18 protein-coding genes and 1 tRNA gene are annotated in these 14,996 nt (G+C 43.4%); 11 read left to right on the forward strand and 8 right to left on the reverse strand.

Annotation, left to right across the window (positions count from 1 at the left end):
• Positions 1 to 52: 52 nt before the first annotated feature.
• Entirely contained in the window at positions 53 to 706 is a 654-nt protein-coding gene (locus tag A8O14_RS02670; protein ID WP_082913078.1) for an NYN domain-containing protein, read from the reverse strand.
• Positions 707 to 1,088: 382 nt separating this feature from the next.
• Here A8O14_RS02670 and A8O14_RS02675 point away from each other — a divergent pair, with 382 nt between their 5' ends.
• The 5 genes from A8O14_RS02675 (at position 1,089) to A8O14_RS02695 (ending at position 3,049) form a co-directional block, all read left to right on the forward strand.
• Positions 1,089 to 1,319: a hypothetical protein gene (locus A8O14_RS02675; protein ID WP_228385100.1), complete on the forward strand. Its 231-nt coding sequence runs from the start codon at positions 1,089 to 1,091 to the stop codon at positions 1,317 to 1,319.
• A 110-nt stretch (positions 1,320 to 1,429) separates the two neighbouring features.
• Entirely contained in the window at positions 1,430 to 1,891 is a 462-nt protein-coding gene (locus tag A8O14_RS02680; RefSeq protein WP_068948097.1) for a hypothetical protein, read from the forward strand.
• A gap of 11 nt (positions 1,892 to 1,902) precedes the next feature.
• Positions 1,903 to 2,199 (forward strand): hypothetical protein, encoded by a 297-nt coding sequence (locus tag A8O14_RS02685; RefSeq protein WP_068948098.1) that lies wholly within the window; start codon positions 1,903 to 1,905, stop codon positions 2,197 to 2,199.
• Positions 2,196 to 2,528, forward strand: a complete 333-nt coding sequence (locus A8O14_RS02690) for a hypothetical protein (protein ID WP_068948099.1) — start codon at positions 2,196 to 2,198, stop codon at positions 2,526 to 2,528. Before A8O14_RS02685 ends, A8O14_RS02690 begins: the two co-directional genes overlap by 4 nt.
• Positions 2,529 to 2,728: 200 nt before the next feature.
• A complete protein-coding gene (locus A8O14_RS02695; RefSeq protein WP_068948100.1) occupies positions 2,729 to 3,049 on the forward strand; it encodes a DUF4236 domain-containing protein in 321 nt (106 codons plus the stop codon).
• A 292-nt stretch (positions 3,050 to 3,341) separates the two neighbouring features.
• On the opposite strand, the gene A8O14_RS02700 is transcribed toward A8O14_RS02695, so the two are convergent.
• The 4 genes from A8O14_RS02700 to A8O14_RS11735 all read right to left on the reverse strand — a co-directional run bounded on the left by A8O14_RS02700 (position 3,342) and on the right by A8O14_RS11735 (position 6,100).
• Positions 3,342 to 4,064 carry a hypothetical protein gene (locus tag A8O14_RS02700; protein ID WP_068948101.1) on the reverse strand — a complete coding sequence of 241 codons (723 nt, stop codon included), beginning with the start codon at positions 4,062 to 4,064 and terminating at the stop codon, positions 3,342 to 3,344.
• Positions 4,065 to 4,155: 91 nt separating this feature from the next.
• The gene (locus tag A8O14_RS02705; RefSeq protein WP_068948102.1) at positions 4,156 to 4,908 is read right to left on the reverse strand and encodes a ubiquitin family protein; all 753 of its coding nucleotides are present in this window, start codon (positions 4,906 to 4,908) and stop codon (positions 4,156 to 4,158) included.
• 145 nt (positions 4,909 to 5,053) lie between these two features.
• Positions 5,054 to 5,764, reverse strand: a complete 711-nt coding sequence (locus tag A8O14_RS02710; protein ID WP_068948103.1) for a hypothetical protein — start codon at positions 5,762 to 5,764, stop codon at positions 5,054 to 5,056.
• A gap of 162 nt (positions 5,765 to 5,926) precedes the next feature.
• Complete coding sequence (locus A8O14_RS11735) at positions 5,927 to 6,100, reverse strand: hypothetical protein (protein WP_161484805.1); 174 nt, start codon at positions 6,098 to 6,100, stop codon at positions 5,927 to 5,929.
• Positions 6,101 to 6,257: 157 nt separating this feature from the next.
• On the opposite strand from A8O14_RS11735, the gene A8O14_RS02715 reads away from it, so the two are divergent.
• The 3 genes from A8O14_RS02715 (at position 6,258) to A8O14_RS02725 (ending at position 8,572) form a co-directional block, all read left to right on the forward strand.
• Positions 6,258 to 7,289, forward strand: a complete 1,032-nt coding sequence (locus A8O14_RS02715; protein WP_068948104.1) for an SDH family Clp fold serine proteinase — start codon at positions 6,258 to 6,260, stop codon at positions 7,287 to 7,289.
• Positions 7,286 to 7,483 carry a hypothetical protein gene (locus A8O14_RS02720; protein WP_068948105.1) on the forward strand — a complete coding sequence of 66 codons (198 nt, stop codon included), beginning with the start codon at positions 7,286 to 7,288 and terminating at the stop codon, positions 7,481 to 7,483. The genes A8O14_RS02715 and A8O14_RS02720 overlap by 4 nt, the downstream gene beginning before the upstream one ends.
• A 246-nt stretch (positions 7,484 to 7,729) precedes the next feature.
• The gene (locus tag A8O14_RS02725; RefSeq protein ID WP_082913079.1) at positions 7,730 to 8,572 is read left to right on the forward strand and encodes a DUF3800 domain-containing protein; all 843 of its coding nucleotides are present in this window, start codon (positions 7,730 to 7,732) and stop codon (positions 8,570 to 8,572) included.
• Between the two features lie 227 nt (positions 8,573 to 8,799).
• On the opposite strand, the gene A8O14_RS02730 is transcribed toward A8O14_RS02725, so the two are convergent.
• Positions 8,800 to 8,876, reverse strand: a tRNA-Met gene (locus A8O14_RS02730).
• Positions 8,877 to 9,133: 257 nt separating this feature from the next.
• On the opposite strand from A8O14_RS02730, the gene A8O14_RS02735 reads away from it, so the two are divergent.
• From A8O14_RS02735 to radA, 3 genes are read left to right on the forward strand one after another with little or no spacing between them, the layout of a single operon-like run.
• On the forward strand, positions 9,134 to 10,975 hold the full coding sequence (locus A8O14_RS02735) for a potassium transporter Kup (protein ID WP_216217813.1): 1,842 nt from the start codon (positions 9,134 to 9,136) through the stop codon (positions 10,973 to 10,975).
• A complete protein-coding gene (locus A8O14_RS02740; protein WP_068948107.1) occupies positions 10,972 to 11,481 on the forward strand; it encodes a hypothetical protein in 510 nt (169 codons plus the stop codon). Before A8O14_RS02735 ends, A8O14_RS02740 begins: the two co-directional genes overlap by 4 nt.
• A 37-nt stretch (positions 11,482 to 11,518) precedes the next feature.
• Positions 11,519 to 12,883: a DNA repair protein RadA gene (gene radA / locus A8O14_RS02745; protein ID WP_068948108.1), complete on the forward strand. Its 1,365-nt coding sequence runs from the start codon at positions 11,519 to 11,521 to the stop codon at positions 12,881 to 12,883.
• 13 nt (positions 12,884 to 12,896) lie between these two features.
• On the opposite strand, the gene prmB is transcribed toward radA, so the two are convergent.
• Entirely contained in the window at positions 12,897 to 13,793 is an 897-nt protein-coding gene (prmB, locus tag A8O14_RS02750; RefSeq protein WP_068948109.1) for a 50S ribosomal protein L3 N(5)-glutamine methyltransferase, read from the reverse strand.
• A 45-nt stretch (positions 13,794 to 13,838) separates the two neighbouring features.
• Entirely contained in the window at positions 13,839 to 14,990 is a 1,152-nt protein-coding gene (gene dapE / locus A8O14_RS02755; protein WP_068948110.1) for a succinyl-diaminopimelate desuccinylase, read from the reverse strand.
• Between the last annotated feature and the right edge of the window lie 6 nt (positions 14,991 to 14,996).

Raw genomic sequence — 14,996 nt, forward strand, 5'->3', positions numbered from 1 at the left:
GGGTGGGGCTATTGCCCCACAAAACCCTTATTTAAAAAAATAATAGCTTTTATCAAGCTGTTTTGGCGGGCTCTATTTTTTGAGTGCCCACTTGAATATCCAAAACAATGTCGGAGTGCTCAATCATTGAGTGCTTAACCATTTGCCCAAGAGGAACCAAGTAAAGCTCCGCACCTTCTCGCCTTGCAAATTTCATGGCGGGTACAAAATCACTATCTCCAGTCACAAGGACTATCACGCTTGCAATCTTTTTTAAAGTAAGGGCTGCAATATCCATCCCAATGCGCATATCAACCCCCTTTTGAATAATGTTTGGCACTAAATCATCGGATGTAATACTGGGGTTCTTGCCGGAAGATTTTTTAAGTTTTTTTGAGTTAATGGACCAACCCCTGAAAGCCAGCTCACCTAGACGAAGGGCTAAATGCTCTTGATGTGCTAGTTGCTCAAAGAGCTGCTTTGATTGACTTACCAATCCAGACTCTCCAAATTTAACCAAGCCACCCTCTAGAGGTTTTTCATGAATTGTTTCTAGTGGCACTGAATCATAGTAATAAACTCTATGAAGGCGCATTGGGGATAAAAGCGACGAATCTTTGATTGCCTCAATTAAAAGGCGAAAGGAGTCTGCTGTTGCTGGTGATTTTTGTGTGCCAAGTCTTCTTTTGGCAAACCCACCATCGATTAGGACCGCATAACTTTGCATATTTTGTGGGTTTGGCCGCCAAACGGGTCGAAAGTCTAGCTCTCTGTTATATGTCACCCGTAAGGTAGCCGTCTCTTTATTGAGGACTCAAGTTTACACCCTTAAGAAGAGCTTAAGCCTAGGGCTTTCACTATCTCTATCCAAAGGGATAAATTACGTTGCCTTGATACAACATTAAAACACTCTTTAAGAGTGCGAATAATTATTTATAGCACCAAATAACTATGTTCTAATATGACAAACCTATATTCTATATGGCTTAGCGGGCGATTGATGCTTGCGTATAACTGGCGTTATGTCAAACAAGAGTGCTATTTAATATAATAAGCACTCAATTAGAGTGATTAGAATATAATGCGAGGTATCGCATTACTTTAGAGGGATGGCAATGGATTACCAAGAGTTCAGTGAGAAGGTCAAAAGCCTAGGCATGAAGCGCACCGAGTTTGTGCGCTACCTAGGCATGAGCAAGAACGCCTATACCAAGTGGTCAATGGATAACAGGGTGCCGCACCTTGTAGGGCTGCACCTAGACCTATTGTGTAAGGTGGCTACCTTATTGCCAGACCTAGACCAATACAAGGCCAATAGCGAGGGCTCGGGTGATGAATAGAGCTAAGCACCCTGTCGAAACTAAAAAGGTACTTCCTAGCGAGTTAGCCCGGGGCGCTGAAAGACCCCGAAATTTCTGTTCTCTCAAAATTCACTAGGGGGGTTGACGACATGACTAGTCTCCAGCAAATTGCCAGCCATTTAGGCATCACTAAAGCCGCTGCCTCAGAGCAAGTGAAAAAGCTAGGAATCGATTACAAAACCATGAGCCTAGACGAGATTGCAAGGGCTTACATGGCACGTCAAAGAGCGATTGCAAGTGGTCATACTGCTGCCATTGGTGTGGAAGGTGAAGATTTAGATTTGATGCAAGAGCGAGCCAAGAAAGAGCGCTGCGAGCGAGAACTATTACAGATGAAACTCGATAAACGCGCCCTAGAGGTCATCAACTTGAAATCATGGGAATTTAAGTGGCCTCACTTTACGGCGACTATAAAAAAGCACTTCTTGCTCGCAGAGAAAGAAATCATCAAGCAAACCAAGAAGCGCTATGGCATTAAGTTAGATATTGCCCTTATCCATAGTTTTGCCAATCAAGCACTTGTTCATTTAGAACATTCAACTAAACCATAAAGGAAGCCATCATGACAGTAGATAACCCCATCACTTACGAGCAGGCAAAAGAGGAGCTTCAGGCATTGCGTGGAAATCTGAAAGCGGAATTAGCCCAGTTCTCTGAAAAGCATTTAACGGCAACGGATACCAAGGCTCGAAGTGATATAAACCTTATTACCGCTTTAGTCGATGAGTTCGCAGAAGCCTCATTAGTGCGCATGGTAAAGCTCATCATGCAGGCATTGCATGAAGAAAAGCCCAAGTCCAGCCAGGAGCACGTAGATTTAGTCATCCAAAAAGCAATGAAGCAATTTGGCGCCCAATGAAGAAAGCCAAGACCGCTACTGGTGAGGTTATTGACCTCACCTATGAGCGCACTCTCAAAGAAAAACTACAACGGCAATTATTGGAGATTGAGATTGCGCTCGAGCGTGGCGAGTTGGAATTGATGGAGCCAGTAGAGGCAAGGTATGCAAACAAGGTCATGACTTGCAAGGCGGAGTTTCTCGCTATGCCGGAGAAAATTAGGCACTTGCTTCACGCTGACTATGGCACGACCATAGACATTGAATATCTCAATGAGATTATTTATAAAACGCTCACTATGCTCTCAGAGTGCAAAGGTGAGGACTTGCCTAGGTGCGACCCCAACTAAAAGACCCCGGCTGCATAAATCGGGTTTTGGGTATGCCTTACCCCATTTTGAAATTGGGAAATTTTTAGGGGTGGGGGTGACAATTTGTCAGGGGTGCAACTCTTGCAGAGGTTCAATGGTTGCAGGGGTGAGGGCGGCTCGCACCATGAGCCACGTTAAAGGGGTATGCTTTAAATCTCTAACGTGCTGGGGATTAAAAAATGGGCTTTCGCTTTCAAAAACGAATATCAATATCTAAATATTTGAGGCTCAATTTCTCAAAGACGGGCGCGAGCATATCCATTGGCAAGCGTGGCCTAGACTTGAATATCAAGGGTGACCAAGTGATGGGTAATATTGGCTTGCCTGGTACCGGACTCAGCTACAGAGAAAAGCTGACCCCAAAAGCTGGTGAACCTTCAACACCAAGCGAGCAAACCATTACGCAAGAGCCGAACCGGCCTAATCGCGCACTTATTCTTATAGTCTGTTTTATCTTGTTTGCGTTATTTTATGGTTTCCTGAAGATGGCAGGTGAATAGCATTTTCAGGTATGGTTTATTCAATGGCATGGAAATAGACATGATGCGGCGGGAAACGAGGTTATACCGGCCCAGCTAGTTTCCATACGTAATTAAAGCCAGCCTATGATTGGTTTTAATTTGTCAAAAGGAGTCAGGCTATGAAAATTACTCTCCACCATTTCGAAGATGCTCATGGCGTAAAACATCCATATGTCAGGATTTTGCGCGTTAACTGTAACAGGATAGTCCAGCAATCCATTTCTTTAAATAGATATTTGGCTTGTAAATGGGGCGGTATCCATGGACCTGATTATTGTTGACCCCAAAATAAATGCGGCAAGTCTCGTATGATGGTGCTATGAATTGAAGCGCTTATACAAAACGCTTGACTGCTTCGATACTGCGGGCCTTGTGAGTGCCCTCCCACTTCTACGCCATAAAACGACATTCGCCATACTGTTAATTGAGGGCATTCAATAGCTTGCACACCTTCATATTGGAAAACGCCATTGCCAAAATTTCCAAATACTCGATTTGTAGCGTTCATCGCCAATAGGCGTTGAAAAAATGGAACCCCTTCATTAATGAAAAATCCAGCTCTAACAACATAATCCTCATTAATTAGGAGTCTCCAATGATGCCAGGCCAAGCCCCTAGCTATGAGCTCGTAAAGTCTAGTCAATGAGCTCCCGTCAAATGGAATTGTTGATGATTTTTGCCTGCCACGATTGGGATTAATGACCGCTCCAGCTATAAGGGCGTTGTAAAGCTTCAAATTTCTTTTTAAGCGATTTGGTACAAGCGTGCTTAACATGGTACTTGACGAGGCATGGGTTCCGCCAAATGGTAATACGGTAGTTAGATAGTGCTCAAGCTGAGATTTTTCATTATTGCAATCCTTGCAGGCCGGGACTTTTGGGAGCTTGTCTCTTTGCTCTGCTAGAAAAAATTGGCGCGCAATGACATGGTCCCCATCTATAGATTGGCGTTTTAAACAATACACGCATGCTTTATTTTTATAAGCTTTGCTCATCCTCTGAGCCTGCTGGTTTTCAGGGTTTATATCTTAATGGTTGATAAGGGAAGCTTGTTTGGCGGCCAAAGCTGGTTGGTATCATGGTAAATTATTTAATGCTAGCGCTTTGTATTTCTGCGATTTCATTGCTACCAAATATTTTGAATGTATGGCTCTTGTCTTGCGATGGAAATGAAATTGCCAAAAAATCACTGTCAATATGAGTTACCAATCTCCAAATTTTATCAGGAGAGGGGGTTTTTAGCTCGATGATGGGTGCGGAGGAAAACTTGGTTTCTATATCGAGTAATGCTTGTGATTGTCCCAATGCATTAGGAGCTTGATAAATTCCAAAGGAGATAACAAAAAAATAAATGAGCATTAACTCATGCCCTTCCCACTTCAAACCCTTCTTTGCTAGGCGCGCTATTACCTCTCCAATCGTTAGTCCCGCTGAAATTGCAATACACCCCGCACCTAAATTAAGAAATAGATGTTGTGTTTTCGGCTCAAACCAATCAAAGGGGTAAGTGCCAAGGAAGAAAAGGGCGGCAGACAAACCTAGAAATACAACTGAGCCATAAATCAGGCCCTTGTACGTGATTTGTCTTTGAGCTAAAAATACAATAGAAATAAAGATTGAAAATCCAAACGCGCATAGTAGTCCGGCACTTTTAGCTATAAATCTACCCGGGGACATCATTGATATTACCCAGGGAGCCCCCAAATTAGAGTAGTAGCTGGACACCTCCCTCCATCCCATAAGAAGCCCGATTGCTGTAAGTCCCCCTACGAGCCCAGCAATTTTGGGAAGTAGCCCAAGGACTGACGAAGTGGCTTCAAGTGTTTTATCTGTAGACAATCTAAGCTCCAAGTTTATATTTATTGACCAATATTATTAGTTGAAAATAATCCACTCTACCTCCGCTCATTTAAAGTGGAAATCAAATTAATAAGAGCTCAAGCCTAAGTTCTAGAATTTAATTCACTACGCTGCTCTACCACCTTCATGTTGAAAAAAACTTTAAATAAGTTGTTAAATAGCTCATGGGGAATGAGCTTAGCAATTCTTTATGCCATAGAAAAGTAATAACGAGCAATGGCGCCCAACAAGGAAACCTGTAATTGACTCCAACCGGGGAAAATATTGAATATCTTAAAAGGGTATTAAGAAGTATTTGAAGAGATTTCCATGCACTCCATTGGGCGGTAATATAACCTCCTTCGGGGCAGCCATTAGGACTCATCACCTCATATTGGGCTCTATATGACCAATTTGTATTGGTGATTCCTCCCATATCTTCAGAAAGCTCAACCTCCTGATGAAAGTCAAACTTTGGGTTTGATGGCGAGAATGAAATGCCATTGCCATCCAAAAGAGAATAGTCCTCATGCGGCCCATCGAAATAACGTCTCTTCATGACGGCAGCATTTAATAACTCTTTTTGAATTTCTCTATATCGAGCCGATATTTCAGAGCGCTTTGCAATGGATTCGGGGGCATAAAAATATCTTGCGAGTAGATATAGCAGAATGCCAGTGGCAATTAGCTTAATTTTCCATGGGGGTATTTCTATTGGACTGCTTGATGACGGCAGCAATGATGCCAAATATTCAACTACATGAATTCCGGTAAAGGCCCATATAAATATCAGAGTCAATGCAACCACAAGATTTCTTCGTATTTTTTCATATGAGTCTTCTTCAAATATAATCATGCTTTGCCTAGTTGCTTTGAGTGGTGATGCGATGGTTGAGTTTAGCTTGGGAACATGGGCCGTAAACGCGGGTAGCTGGGGCAGTGAATACTAAAGTTGGAAGTAGTAATTTAGTGGAGTGAAAATAAAAACCCCGCCTGGGCGGGATTTAAGGGCTAACTTTTAAACATCTTTTATTAGGTCAGAATAAAGTTCTTTTGGATATGCCGCATCAATCAAGGCAATTTCTTTGGCTGCCTCAATATTTCCGCAACCGACTGAGCCTCGCAACTTAATTGAGCCTGATTCAATGCCTGCTTTGATTACACCAATTGCTTCATTTGCATTAAATGCCATGATAAGTCCCATTTAGGTAAGTAATGTTAAAGATTAGCACTATTGGGCGGAAATTTTAGTAAAAACACTTAGGGTTGGGGTAATCATCTAGCCCCAATAATCCTTTGGTGGGTTATAAATACTAAAACTTGTAAGTATTTTTAACTCTGGAGTAATGATGGCCACCAAAAGACGTCTCAATGAACAAGCCTCAAGGCGAATTGCGGGCTATCAAGAGCGCAAAAAGTTATTTATACAAATAGAGAAAGAGCGAAAATCTAAAGTCATTTCTTATGTAACTGGCGATAGAAGGGGGTTGGAAACGCAAATATCACCAGAAGTAATTGATATTTTTGTTGAACACCTTGATGCTATTGGCCCAACAAAAAAGATTTCACTACTTTTGCATACTAATGGTGGAAATACTGCTGCGGCTTGGCGTTTAGTAAATTTAATTCAGACCTTTTGCGATGAGTTGGAGGTGATAGTCGCAGCAAAGGCCTTAAGCGCTGGTACGCTCATTTCCCTCGGTGCAAATCGGATAGTAATGACTAAACAGGCCGCATTAGGGCCAATTGACCCAAGTTTGAACCATCCGCTAAATCCACCCATGCCAGCTATGCCCAATATAAATATTCCAGTAAGCGTAGAGGCCGTAAAAGGGTACCTAGATGCAACAAAAGATTTTGGCATAAATGGAGAGGCTTGCCGAACCCAGGTAATTATTGATTTAGCAAATAAGGTGCACCCACTAGTACTGGGTCAAATATTTAGAACTAGCTCCCAAATAAGGTTTTTAGCTAGGAAATTATTGGGAAGGCAGGTCAATGACCAGGTAAAGATGGACCAGATTATTGATTTTTTATGTGCCGAATCTGGAAGTCATGATTACACAATTAATCGGCGAGAAGCAAGGGAGCTTGGGCTGAATATTGAAACTCCATCTGTAAATTTTTACGACATTATTAAGTCTATCCACTCTAGTTATGTGAAGGAGCTTCAGTTGCTCGAGCCTTACGACCCAAATCAGCTTATGGGTGCTCAAGACTCTGTAAACTATTTACTTCCTCGTGCCGTGATAGAGAGTTCAAAAATTGGCTCCCATCAATACGTTAATGAGGGAACGCTATCAAAAAATAATCCAGGCCAAACGGGTATAATGGGCATCTCTGATTTAAGATGTTTTGAGGGCTGGAGAAAAATCAAATGACTATGCAATTTTTTAAAGAAACGGCTGATTCAAGTCAATTGTTTAAGCAGGGGCCATCTGTTGGTACCGACAATATTTCTAGCACTAGTGTGCCGGGTAATCTTTCGGATATTCTCCGTTCAACACCAGCTGTACAGTCAACCCATTTGGTGGTCAATATCATTCGCGACCAAGTTGCGGTAAAAGGCGTTTAGAGACTCTTCAAGAATTTGGTGGCCCTGCCTCAAAAAGGCAATAAGGCAGTTAGAGTACTTCAAGTGCGAATTTTGTAAGACTAGATATTGGAAGCTGGTTGAGTAGGTGGTAAGAGCCCCGCTCAAGCATATTGCCCGCCCGCCTTTATTGGGAGTTCGATTAAAAAAGCTTTTTTAAAGCTTAATTAGTGAAAGCTATCCGGTAAATTATTTTTTGGCAATGATGCATTGTTATAAAGTTATGCCATGACTGACGAAAGCACATCCGAACAATATTCATTATTTAATCCCCCTGAGGGGGTAAATAATGGCAAATACACCCCATTAAGAGATGTCAAATATAGCGATTACATAGTCTATGTTGATGAAAGCGGGGACCATGGCATGCAGACCTTGGACCCAGAGTACCCAGTGTTCGTGCTGGCTTGCTGTGTTTTTCATAAAAGACACTATGCCGAAGTGGTTGCCCCCTCAGTGCAGGGCTTTAAATTCAAAAATTTTGGGCATGATTTAGTTGTGCTCCATGAGCATGAAATTCGAAAGGAGAAAAAACCTTTTAAATTCCAAAATAAAAAGCATAAAAATGGATTTATAGAGGAATTAACAACCATCATCGGTGATGCAAACTTTGTCTTAATTACTTGCGTCATAAATAAGGATGGATTGCGCGCAACACCATCTAGCTCAACCAATCCCTATCATCTTGCCCTTGGATTTTGCCTGGAAACTCTGTTTGAGTTTATGCAAGAGAAGTCGCAAGATGGGCTATTAACTCATGTGCTTGTTGAGCAGAGAGGCAAGAAGGAGGATGGAGAGCTGGAGCTTGAGTTCAGGCGTATTTGCGATGGCCAAAACAAATACTCAAAAACTCTTCCATTCGATGTTTATTTTGCTGATAAAAAAGTAAATTCTTCCGGGCTCCAGTTTGCAGACTTGATTGCCCGGCCTGTTGGTTTAAGTATTTTGAGGCCGCAGCAAAGCAATAGGGCCTTTGATGTTCTTCGCTCAAAATTCTATTGTGCTGGAGGGCGCAAAGAGGTTGGTAAGGACTTTATTGGGTGGGGGCTGAAGGTATTTCCTGGACCCTAAAAAGCGAAAAACCCCGATGAAGCTCACCGAGGTTTAGACGCCGACCGGGTTCTCCCAATCCACTTGCATTTATTATAGTATTTTTCGTTAACTGGTCAAACAATCGGTTGCAACCTGTTTGCGTTAAGTGGGCTTTACACAAGCCATATTTTCTTACATGGTGGTTACATGACTCCAAAAGACTAAAAAGGCTTTCAAGCCGATTGACCTGAAAGCCTTATATATACTGGTTGCGGGGGCAGGATTTGAACCTACGACCTTCGGGTTATGAGCCCGACGAGCTGCCAGACTGCTCCACCCCGCGTCTGAAGCTGAAATTCTACCATTTTTTGGACCCCTCTGTCGAGGTAAACCTTTAAAAGATGCATAAATAAGCGGTTTTTTGCCCTAAATTCCAAATTTGACGACTCTATAGAAGGAGTAACATATTGCCACGCAACAACACGCTAGGAACAGTTCATGTCGCTGAGTAATCCAGAGTTTTCTGAATCATCCCTATTAAGACCTGTTGAGATCTCTCGTGAGAGCCACCCTCATAAAAAAGGTGCATCGATTGCTTTAATGTTTGCAGCAATTGGCGTTGTGTTCGGTGATATTGGTACCAGCCCTTTATATGCGTTGAAAGAATGTTTTAGTCCTGAGCATGGCATTCCCTTTTCGGCTGATGCTGTGTATGGCGTCATATCCATGGTTTTTTGGGCTTTTGCAATCGTCGTTTCACTCAAGTATGTGTTGTTTGTGATGCGTGCAAATAATCATGGTGAAGGCGGCATCTTAGCGCTCATGGCGTTAGCCCTGAGAACTGCGCCATCAGGCTCCAAGCGATCTTTGTTAATCATTATGGCCGGTGTTTTTGGCGCCTGCATGTTTTATGGTGATGCGATTATTACTCCCGCAATCTCAGTGCTTTCTGCCGTTGAGGGTCTTGAAGTTATATCTCCTGACCTCACGCGTTTTATTTTGCCCATTACTGTTTTAATTCTCGTCATCTTGTTTGTTATTCAAAAAACGGGAACCGATGTTGTTGGAAAACTATTTGGCCCAATTATGGTGATGTGGTTTGTGGTCATAGGATTGATGGGCTTGTACCAGGTGGTGCAGCACCCAGCGATCTTTTCTGCAATTAATCCAATGTATGCCATTCACTTTATGGATGAACATGCGTTGCAAGGTTTTATTGTGTTGGGTGCAGTGTTCTTGGTGCTAACTGGTGCTGAAGCACTGTATGCAGATATGGGTCACTTCGGTATTAAACCTATTCGCATGGGTTGGTTCTTTATTGTGATGCCAAGCTTACTCTTAAATTACTTTGGGCAAGGCGCAATGTTTTTGGATAACCCCGAAACAATCAGTAATCCATTTTTCTTGATGGTGCCAGAGAGTTTTGTTTTCCCATTAGTATTGCTTGCAACTGCAGCTACGGTCATTGCATCGCAAGCTGTGATCTCTGGTGCATTTTCAATGACCAGCCAAGCAATCCTCTTAGGATTTGTGCCGCGTATGAAAGTACGCCATACATCCGATCGTGAAATTGGTCAGATTTATATGCCTTTTGTAAATTGGGCTTTATTAATTTTAGTTGTTGCGGTGGTGTTAGCTTTCAAAAAATCTGAAAATCTAGCTGCTGCTTACGGTATTGCTGTAACGACTACCATGATTGTTACTACTTTCCTGGCCGCTATAGTGATGCGCGTTGTATGGCGCTGGAACACGATCTTGGTTACTCTGGTCATTGGATCATTCTTGGTAGTTGATCTTGCTTTCTTGACTGCTAACTTATTAAAAATTATGGAAGGGGGTTGGTTTCCACTTCTCTTGGGCGCAGTTTGTTTTTTATTCCTGATGACTTGGTATCAAGGTCGCAAAATCTTGCGTCAAAATGCGATGAATAATGGCATTGAACTAAAGAGTTTTATTGAATCTTTGATGATGCACCCACCGCATCGTGTTGAGGGTACTGCTATCTTCTTGACTGCCCACGTGGATTATTTGCCAGTCTCTTTCCTGCACAATCTTAAACATAATCATGTACTTCACGAGAGAGTTTTTTTCCTCAAGGTCAGTATTTGGGATGTGCCTTATGTGAAGGATGGAGAGCGTATTACCTTGCGAGATCTTGGTAATGGCATATATGTAGTTCGTGCTGTCTATGGATTTAATGAGACGCCGGATATGGGTCAAATTATCGAATTAATTGAAAAATCATCTGATCTGAAGTTTGACATGATGAATACCTCATTCTTCCTCTCGCGCGACACTATTGTGTCTACTGAAATTCCAGGGATGGCGATGTGGCGTGAACGCTTGTTCTGCTGGATGTATCAAAATGCAGGCCGCCAATCCGACTTCTTCAAAATTCCTGCGAACCGCTTGGTTGAGTTGGGCGCGAAGGTGGAAATTTGAGAAAACACTTTTCTCTAAAATCCAAAATATTCATTGGAATATTTTTATTAGTTAGCTCTATTAGTGGCCTGGCTTTGGCTACTCCTGCCGAAGAGACTGAGCTAGCGAAGTTGGATAAGATCGAGGCTGAACTTGAGCTGCAAAGAGATTGGGCTAAGTACCGCTGGAATAAAGCCTCTACTGATTGTTATCAAAACTACTGGGTGAACTATTGCTTACGAAGTGCTAGAGCAGATTACCGCAAAGAGATCGATCCAATTAGCGAGCAAGAGCGTGCTTTGCATGAAGTCCAGCGCAATCTACGTAAAAGTATTAAGGATCAAGAAGATCAAAAACGTGCTGCTGAGCGTGCCGCTCCAGAAAAGGCTGCTGAGCGTGCTGATAACCAGCGTGAATTTGAGGACAAGCAAAAAGCAGCAGCAGCTAGGGCGGCTGACTTAGAGCAGCGTCGTAAAGATGCCCCTAAGCGTGCTCAGGAAAATAAAGCGGGCACTCAGCTCGATTAATTTCTTCTCCATATCAATTTAATTTATTAGGCAACTCTTGGCTAAAGTCAAAACGGTTTATATCTGCCAATCTTGTGGCGGTACTTCTGCAAAATGGCAAGGACAATGTCCTTCATGTCAGGCTTGGAACACCATGGAAGAAGGATTGCCTGAGACAAGTTCTAACTCACGGTTTCAGGGCTTAGCGCAATCATTGCCAAGACAAAAGCTTTCTGCGATTGCCGCTGAAGATTTGCCACGCTTTAGTACAGGTGTTGAGGAGTTTGATCGCGTGTTGGGTGGCGGTTTGGTTCCCGGTGGTGTGGTTCTATTGGGTGGTGATCCGGGTATCGGTAAGTCCACACTGTTATTGCAAGCATTAGCGGAGATGAGCTCTGCTGGTATGAATGTTCTCTATAGTAGTGGTGAAGAATCGGCGGCACAAATTGCATTGCGTGCAAAACGAATTGCTCTAAATGCTCCACAACTTGAAGTCTTGGCAGAAATTCAATTGGAAAAACTCATTTCCATTATGGATACCGTGAAGCCACAAGTGTTGGTCGTGGATTCTATTCAGACTCTGTACTCTGAAGTACTAAGTTCTGCACCAGGATCCGTGGCGCAAGTTCGAGAGTGCGCCGCTCAATTGACTAGAGCGGCAAAATCTAGTGGTATCTGTGTATTGATGGTGGGTCACGTTACTAAAGACGGGCACTTGGCTGGCCCACGGGTCTTAGAGCATATCGTCGATACCGTGCTGTATTTTGAGGGCGATACCCATTCATCATTCCGCTTAGTGCGCTCAATTAAAAATCGTTTTGGCGCTGTGAATGAGCTCGGTGTATTTGCGATGACTGAAAAGGGTCTGCGGGGTGTCACTAATCCGTCGGCCATTTTCTTGTCGCAACATGAGCAAATGGTTCCAGGCGCTTGCGTATTGGTTACTCAGGAGGGTAGTAGACCGCTCTTGGTAGAAATTCAGGCGCTGGTTGATACTGCGCATGTACCAAATCCACGCCGTCTAGCGGTTGGCTTAGAGCAAGCTCGTCTTGCAATGCTTCTAGCGGTATTGCATCGCCATGCGGGTGTTGCTTGCTTTGATCAGGATGTTTTCTTAAATGCAGTTGGCGGTGTGAAGATTTCAGAGCCAGCTGCTGACTTGGCAGTGTTGTTGGCAATTCAGTCATCGATTCGTAATCGGGCATTGCCTAAAGAGTTGATCGTATTTGGTGAAGTTGGTTTAGCGGGAGAGATTCGTCCATGCCCGCGTGGTCAAGAGCGACTTAAGGAGGCTGCCAAGCTTGGTTTTACGGTAGCCATTATTCCAAAAGCAAATATGCCAAAGACCAAGATTCCGGGATTAAAAGTGATTCCAGTAGAGCGAATTGATCAGGCAATCGCAGCGGCTGCAGAACTGAGTTAAAACCTTCCATTCATTAACGTAGATCTTCTGCTTGTATTAAGAGCACTTGCTCTTCGCCTGCAGAAACTTCCATCCAAATCGCTGGAATTTGTGGGAAGGCTCTTTTAAAGTTCTCATACTCATTGCCAATTTCAATCAGAATGGCGCCGCGCTCTGAAAGATAATCTGGAGCTTGAGCAACAATTCTACGAATGAGATCCATGCCGTCATCACCACCCGCAAGCGCAAGTTCTGGCTCGGCATGATATTCAGCAGGCAGCGCACTCATTGAAGTGGCATTTACATAGGGCGGATTACAGATGATCAGATCAAAAAGATTATCTTCATTGGGCTCTGGTAAGGCATCCCATAGATCTCCATCAAAAAGCTCTACTTGAGAATTAAGGCCATGACGATCAATGTTACGTGCGGCAACGGAGAGGGCTGGCAGGCTAATGTCACAGGCGCTAACGTGAATGTCTGGACATGAGAGGGCTAACAAGATCGCTAGAGACCCATTGCCTGTACATAAATCTAGGACATTGCCATCGGCAGGTAACCAGGACTCTAAGGATCCATCCACGATGAGTTCGGCAATCCAAGAACGTGGAACGATGCTTTGCTCGCTACAAAAAAACGGTACGCCCATCAACCAAGCTTCACCCAAAATATAGGCCAGTGGTTTGCGGGTAGAAATTCTTTGATCTGCTACAGCGTATGCTTTCTGCTGCTGTTCACTTGAGAATTCTTGTTCTAGATGATCTAGCGCTTCAGATGGGCTCAGGTCGAGTTGCTTGCTCACAATCCATAGGGCTTCACTTTGGGCATCAATGGCGCCATGCCCATAATGTAAATTTGCTGCTTCTAGTTTTTGTGCAATTTGTTCAATGCACTGATTGACTGTCATCGCTTGCGAAGGCTCAGGGTCCATGATGGATAAATTGTGATTTAGAGGGGGAGGTAAATAGGCAGACGCTTAAGCAATGAGTTGCTCAAGGGTTTTGCGATAAATATTTTTGAGTGGCTCAACATCATCAACAATGACGCACTCATTGATTTTGTGGCTGGTTGCATTTAAAGGGCCAAATTCCACCACCTCTTTGCAGATTTTGGCAATAAAGCGTCCATCGCTAGTACCACCAGTAGTTGAAAGCTCTGTATCAACTTGAGTTTCGGCTTTAATCGCAGCGCGTAAAGCACCGGCTAAATCACCATCACCAGTAATAAAGGGGCTACCACCTAGCACCCAGTCAATCTCAAACTCTAGGCCAGCATTATTAAGAATAGTTTCAAGACGCTCACGCAATTGCTCTGGCATGCTTTCTGTGGAGAAACGGAAATTAAAGTCAATTACCAAATCGCCAGGGATAACATTATTCGCGCCGGTACCGGCATGAACATTTGAGATTTGAAAACTCGTTGGCTGAAAATATTGATTTCCTTTATCCCACTCGGTTTCGACCAAAGCAGTAATTGCAGGCGCAGAGAGATGAATTGGATTTTTGCCAAGGTGAGGGTAGGCAATATGCGCTTGAATACCTTTGATTTTCACTTTGCCAGATAAAGAACCGCGACGACCATTTTTAATCATGTCACCCAATTGATCGACGGAAGTAGGTTCACCAATCACGCAGTAATCCAAGCGTTGGCCCTGTTTTTGCAAGCGCTCGCACATGATGACGGTGCCATCATTAGCTGGACCTTCTTCATCGCTAGTAATCAAGAAGGCAATACTTCCTTGGTGATCTGGATGGGCTGTTACAAATTCTTCGGTAGCAACTACAAAGCCTGCTAAAGAAGTTTTCATATCAGCAGCGCCACGTCCGTAAAGCATACCGTCCCGAATCGTTGGCTTGAATGGATCGCTAGTCCATTTTTCAAGGGGGCCAGTTGGCACGACATCAGTATGACCAGCAAACATCAAGACTTTGCCTTGATCGCCAGCTTTACCTTTTTTAATCGCCCACAAGTTTGTTACTTGAAAATTGTCGGGACCACTTACAACACTTTCAGTATGAAAACCAATTGCTTGTAAGCGTTTAGCTATTAAATCTTGGCAGCCACCATCAGCCGGTGTTACGGAATAGCAAGCAATGAGAGCTTCGGTTAGCTCGAGGGTGGCGCTCATAGATTT

It is taken from the genome of Polynucleobacter wuianus (assembly GCF_001659725.1).
Lineage (GTDB): Bacteria > Pseudomonadota > Gammaproteobacteria > Burkholderiales > Burkholderiaceae > Polynucleobacter > Polynucleobacter wuianus.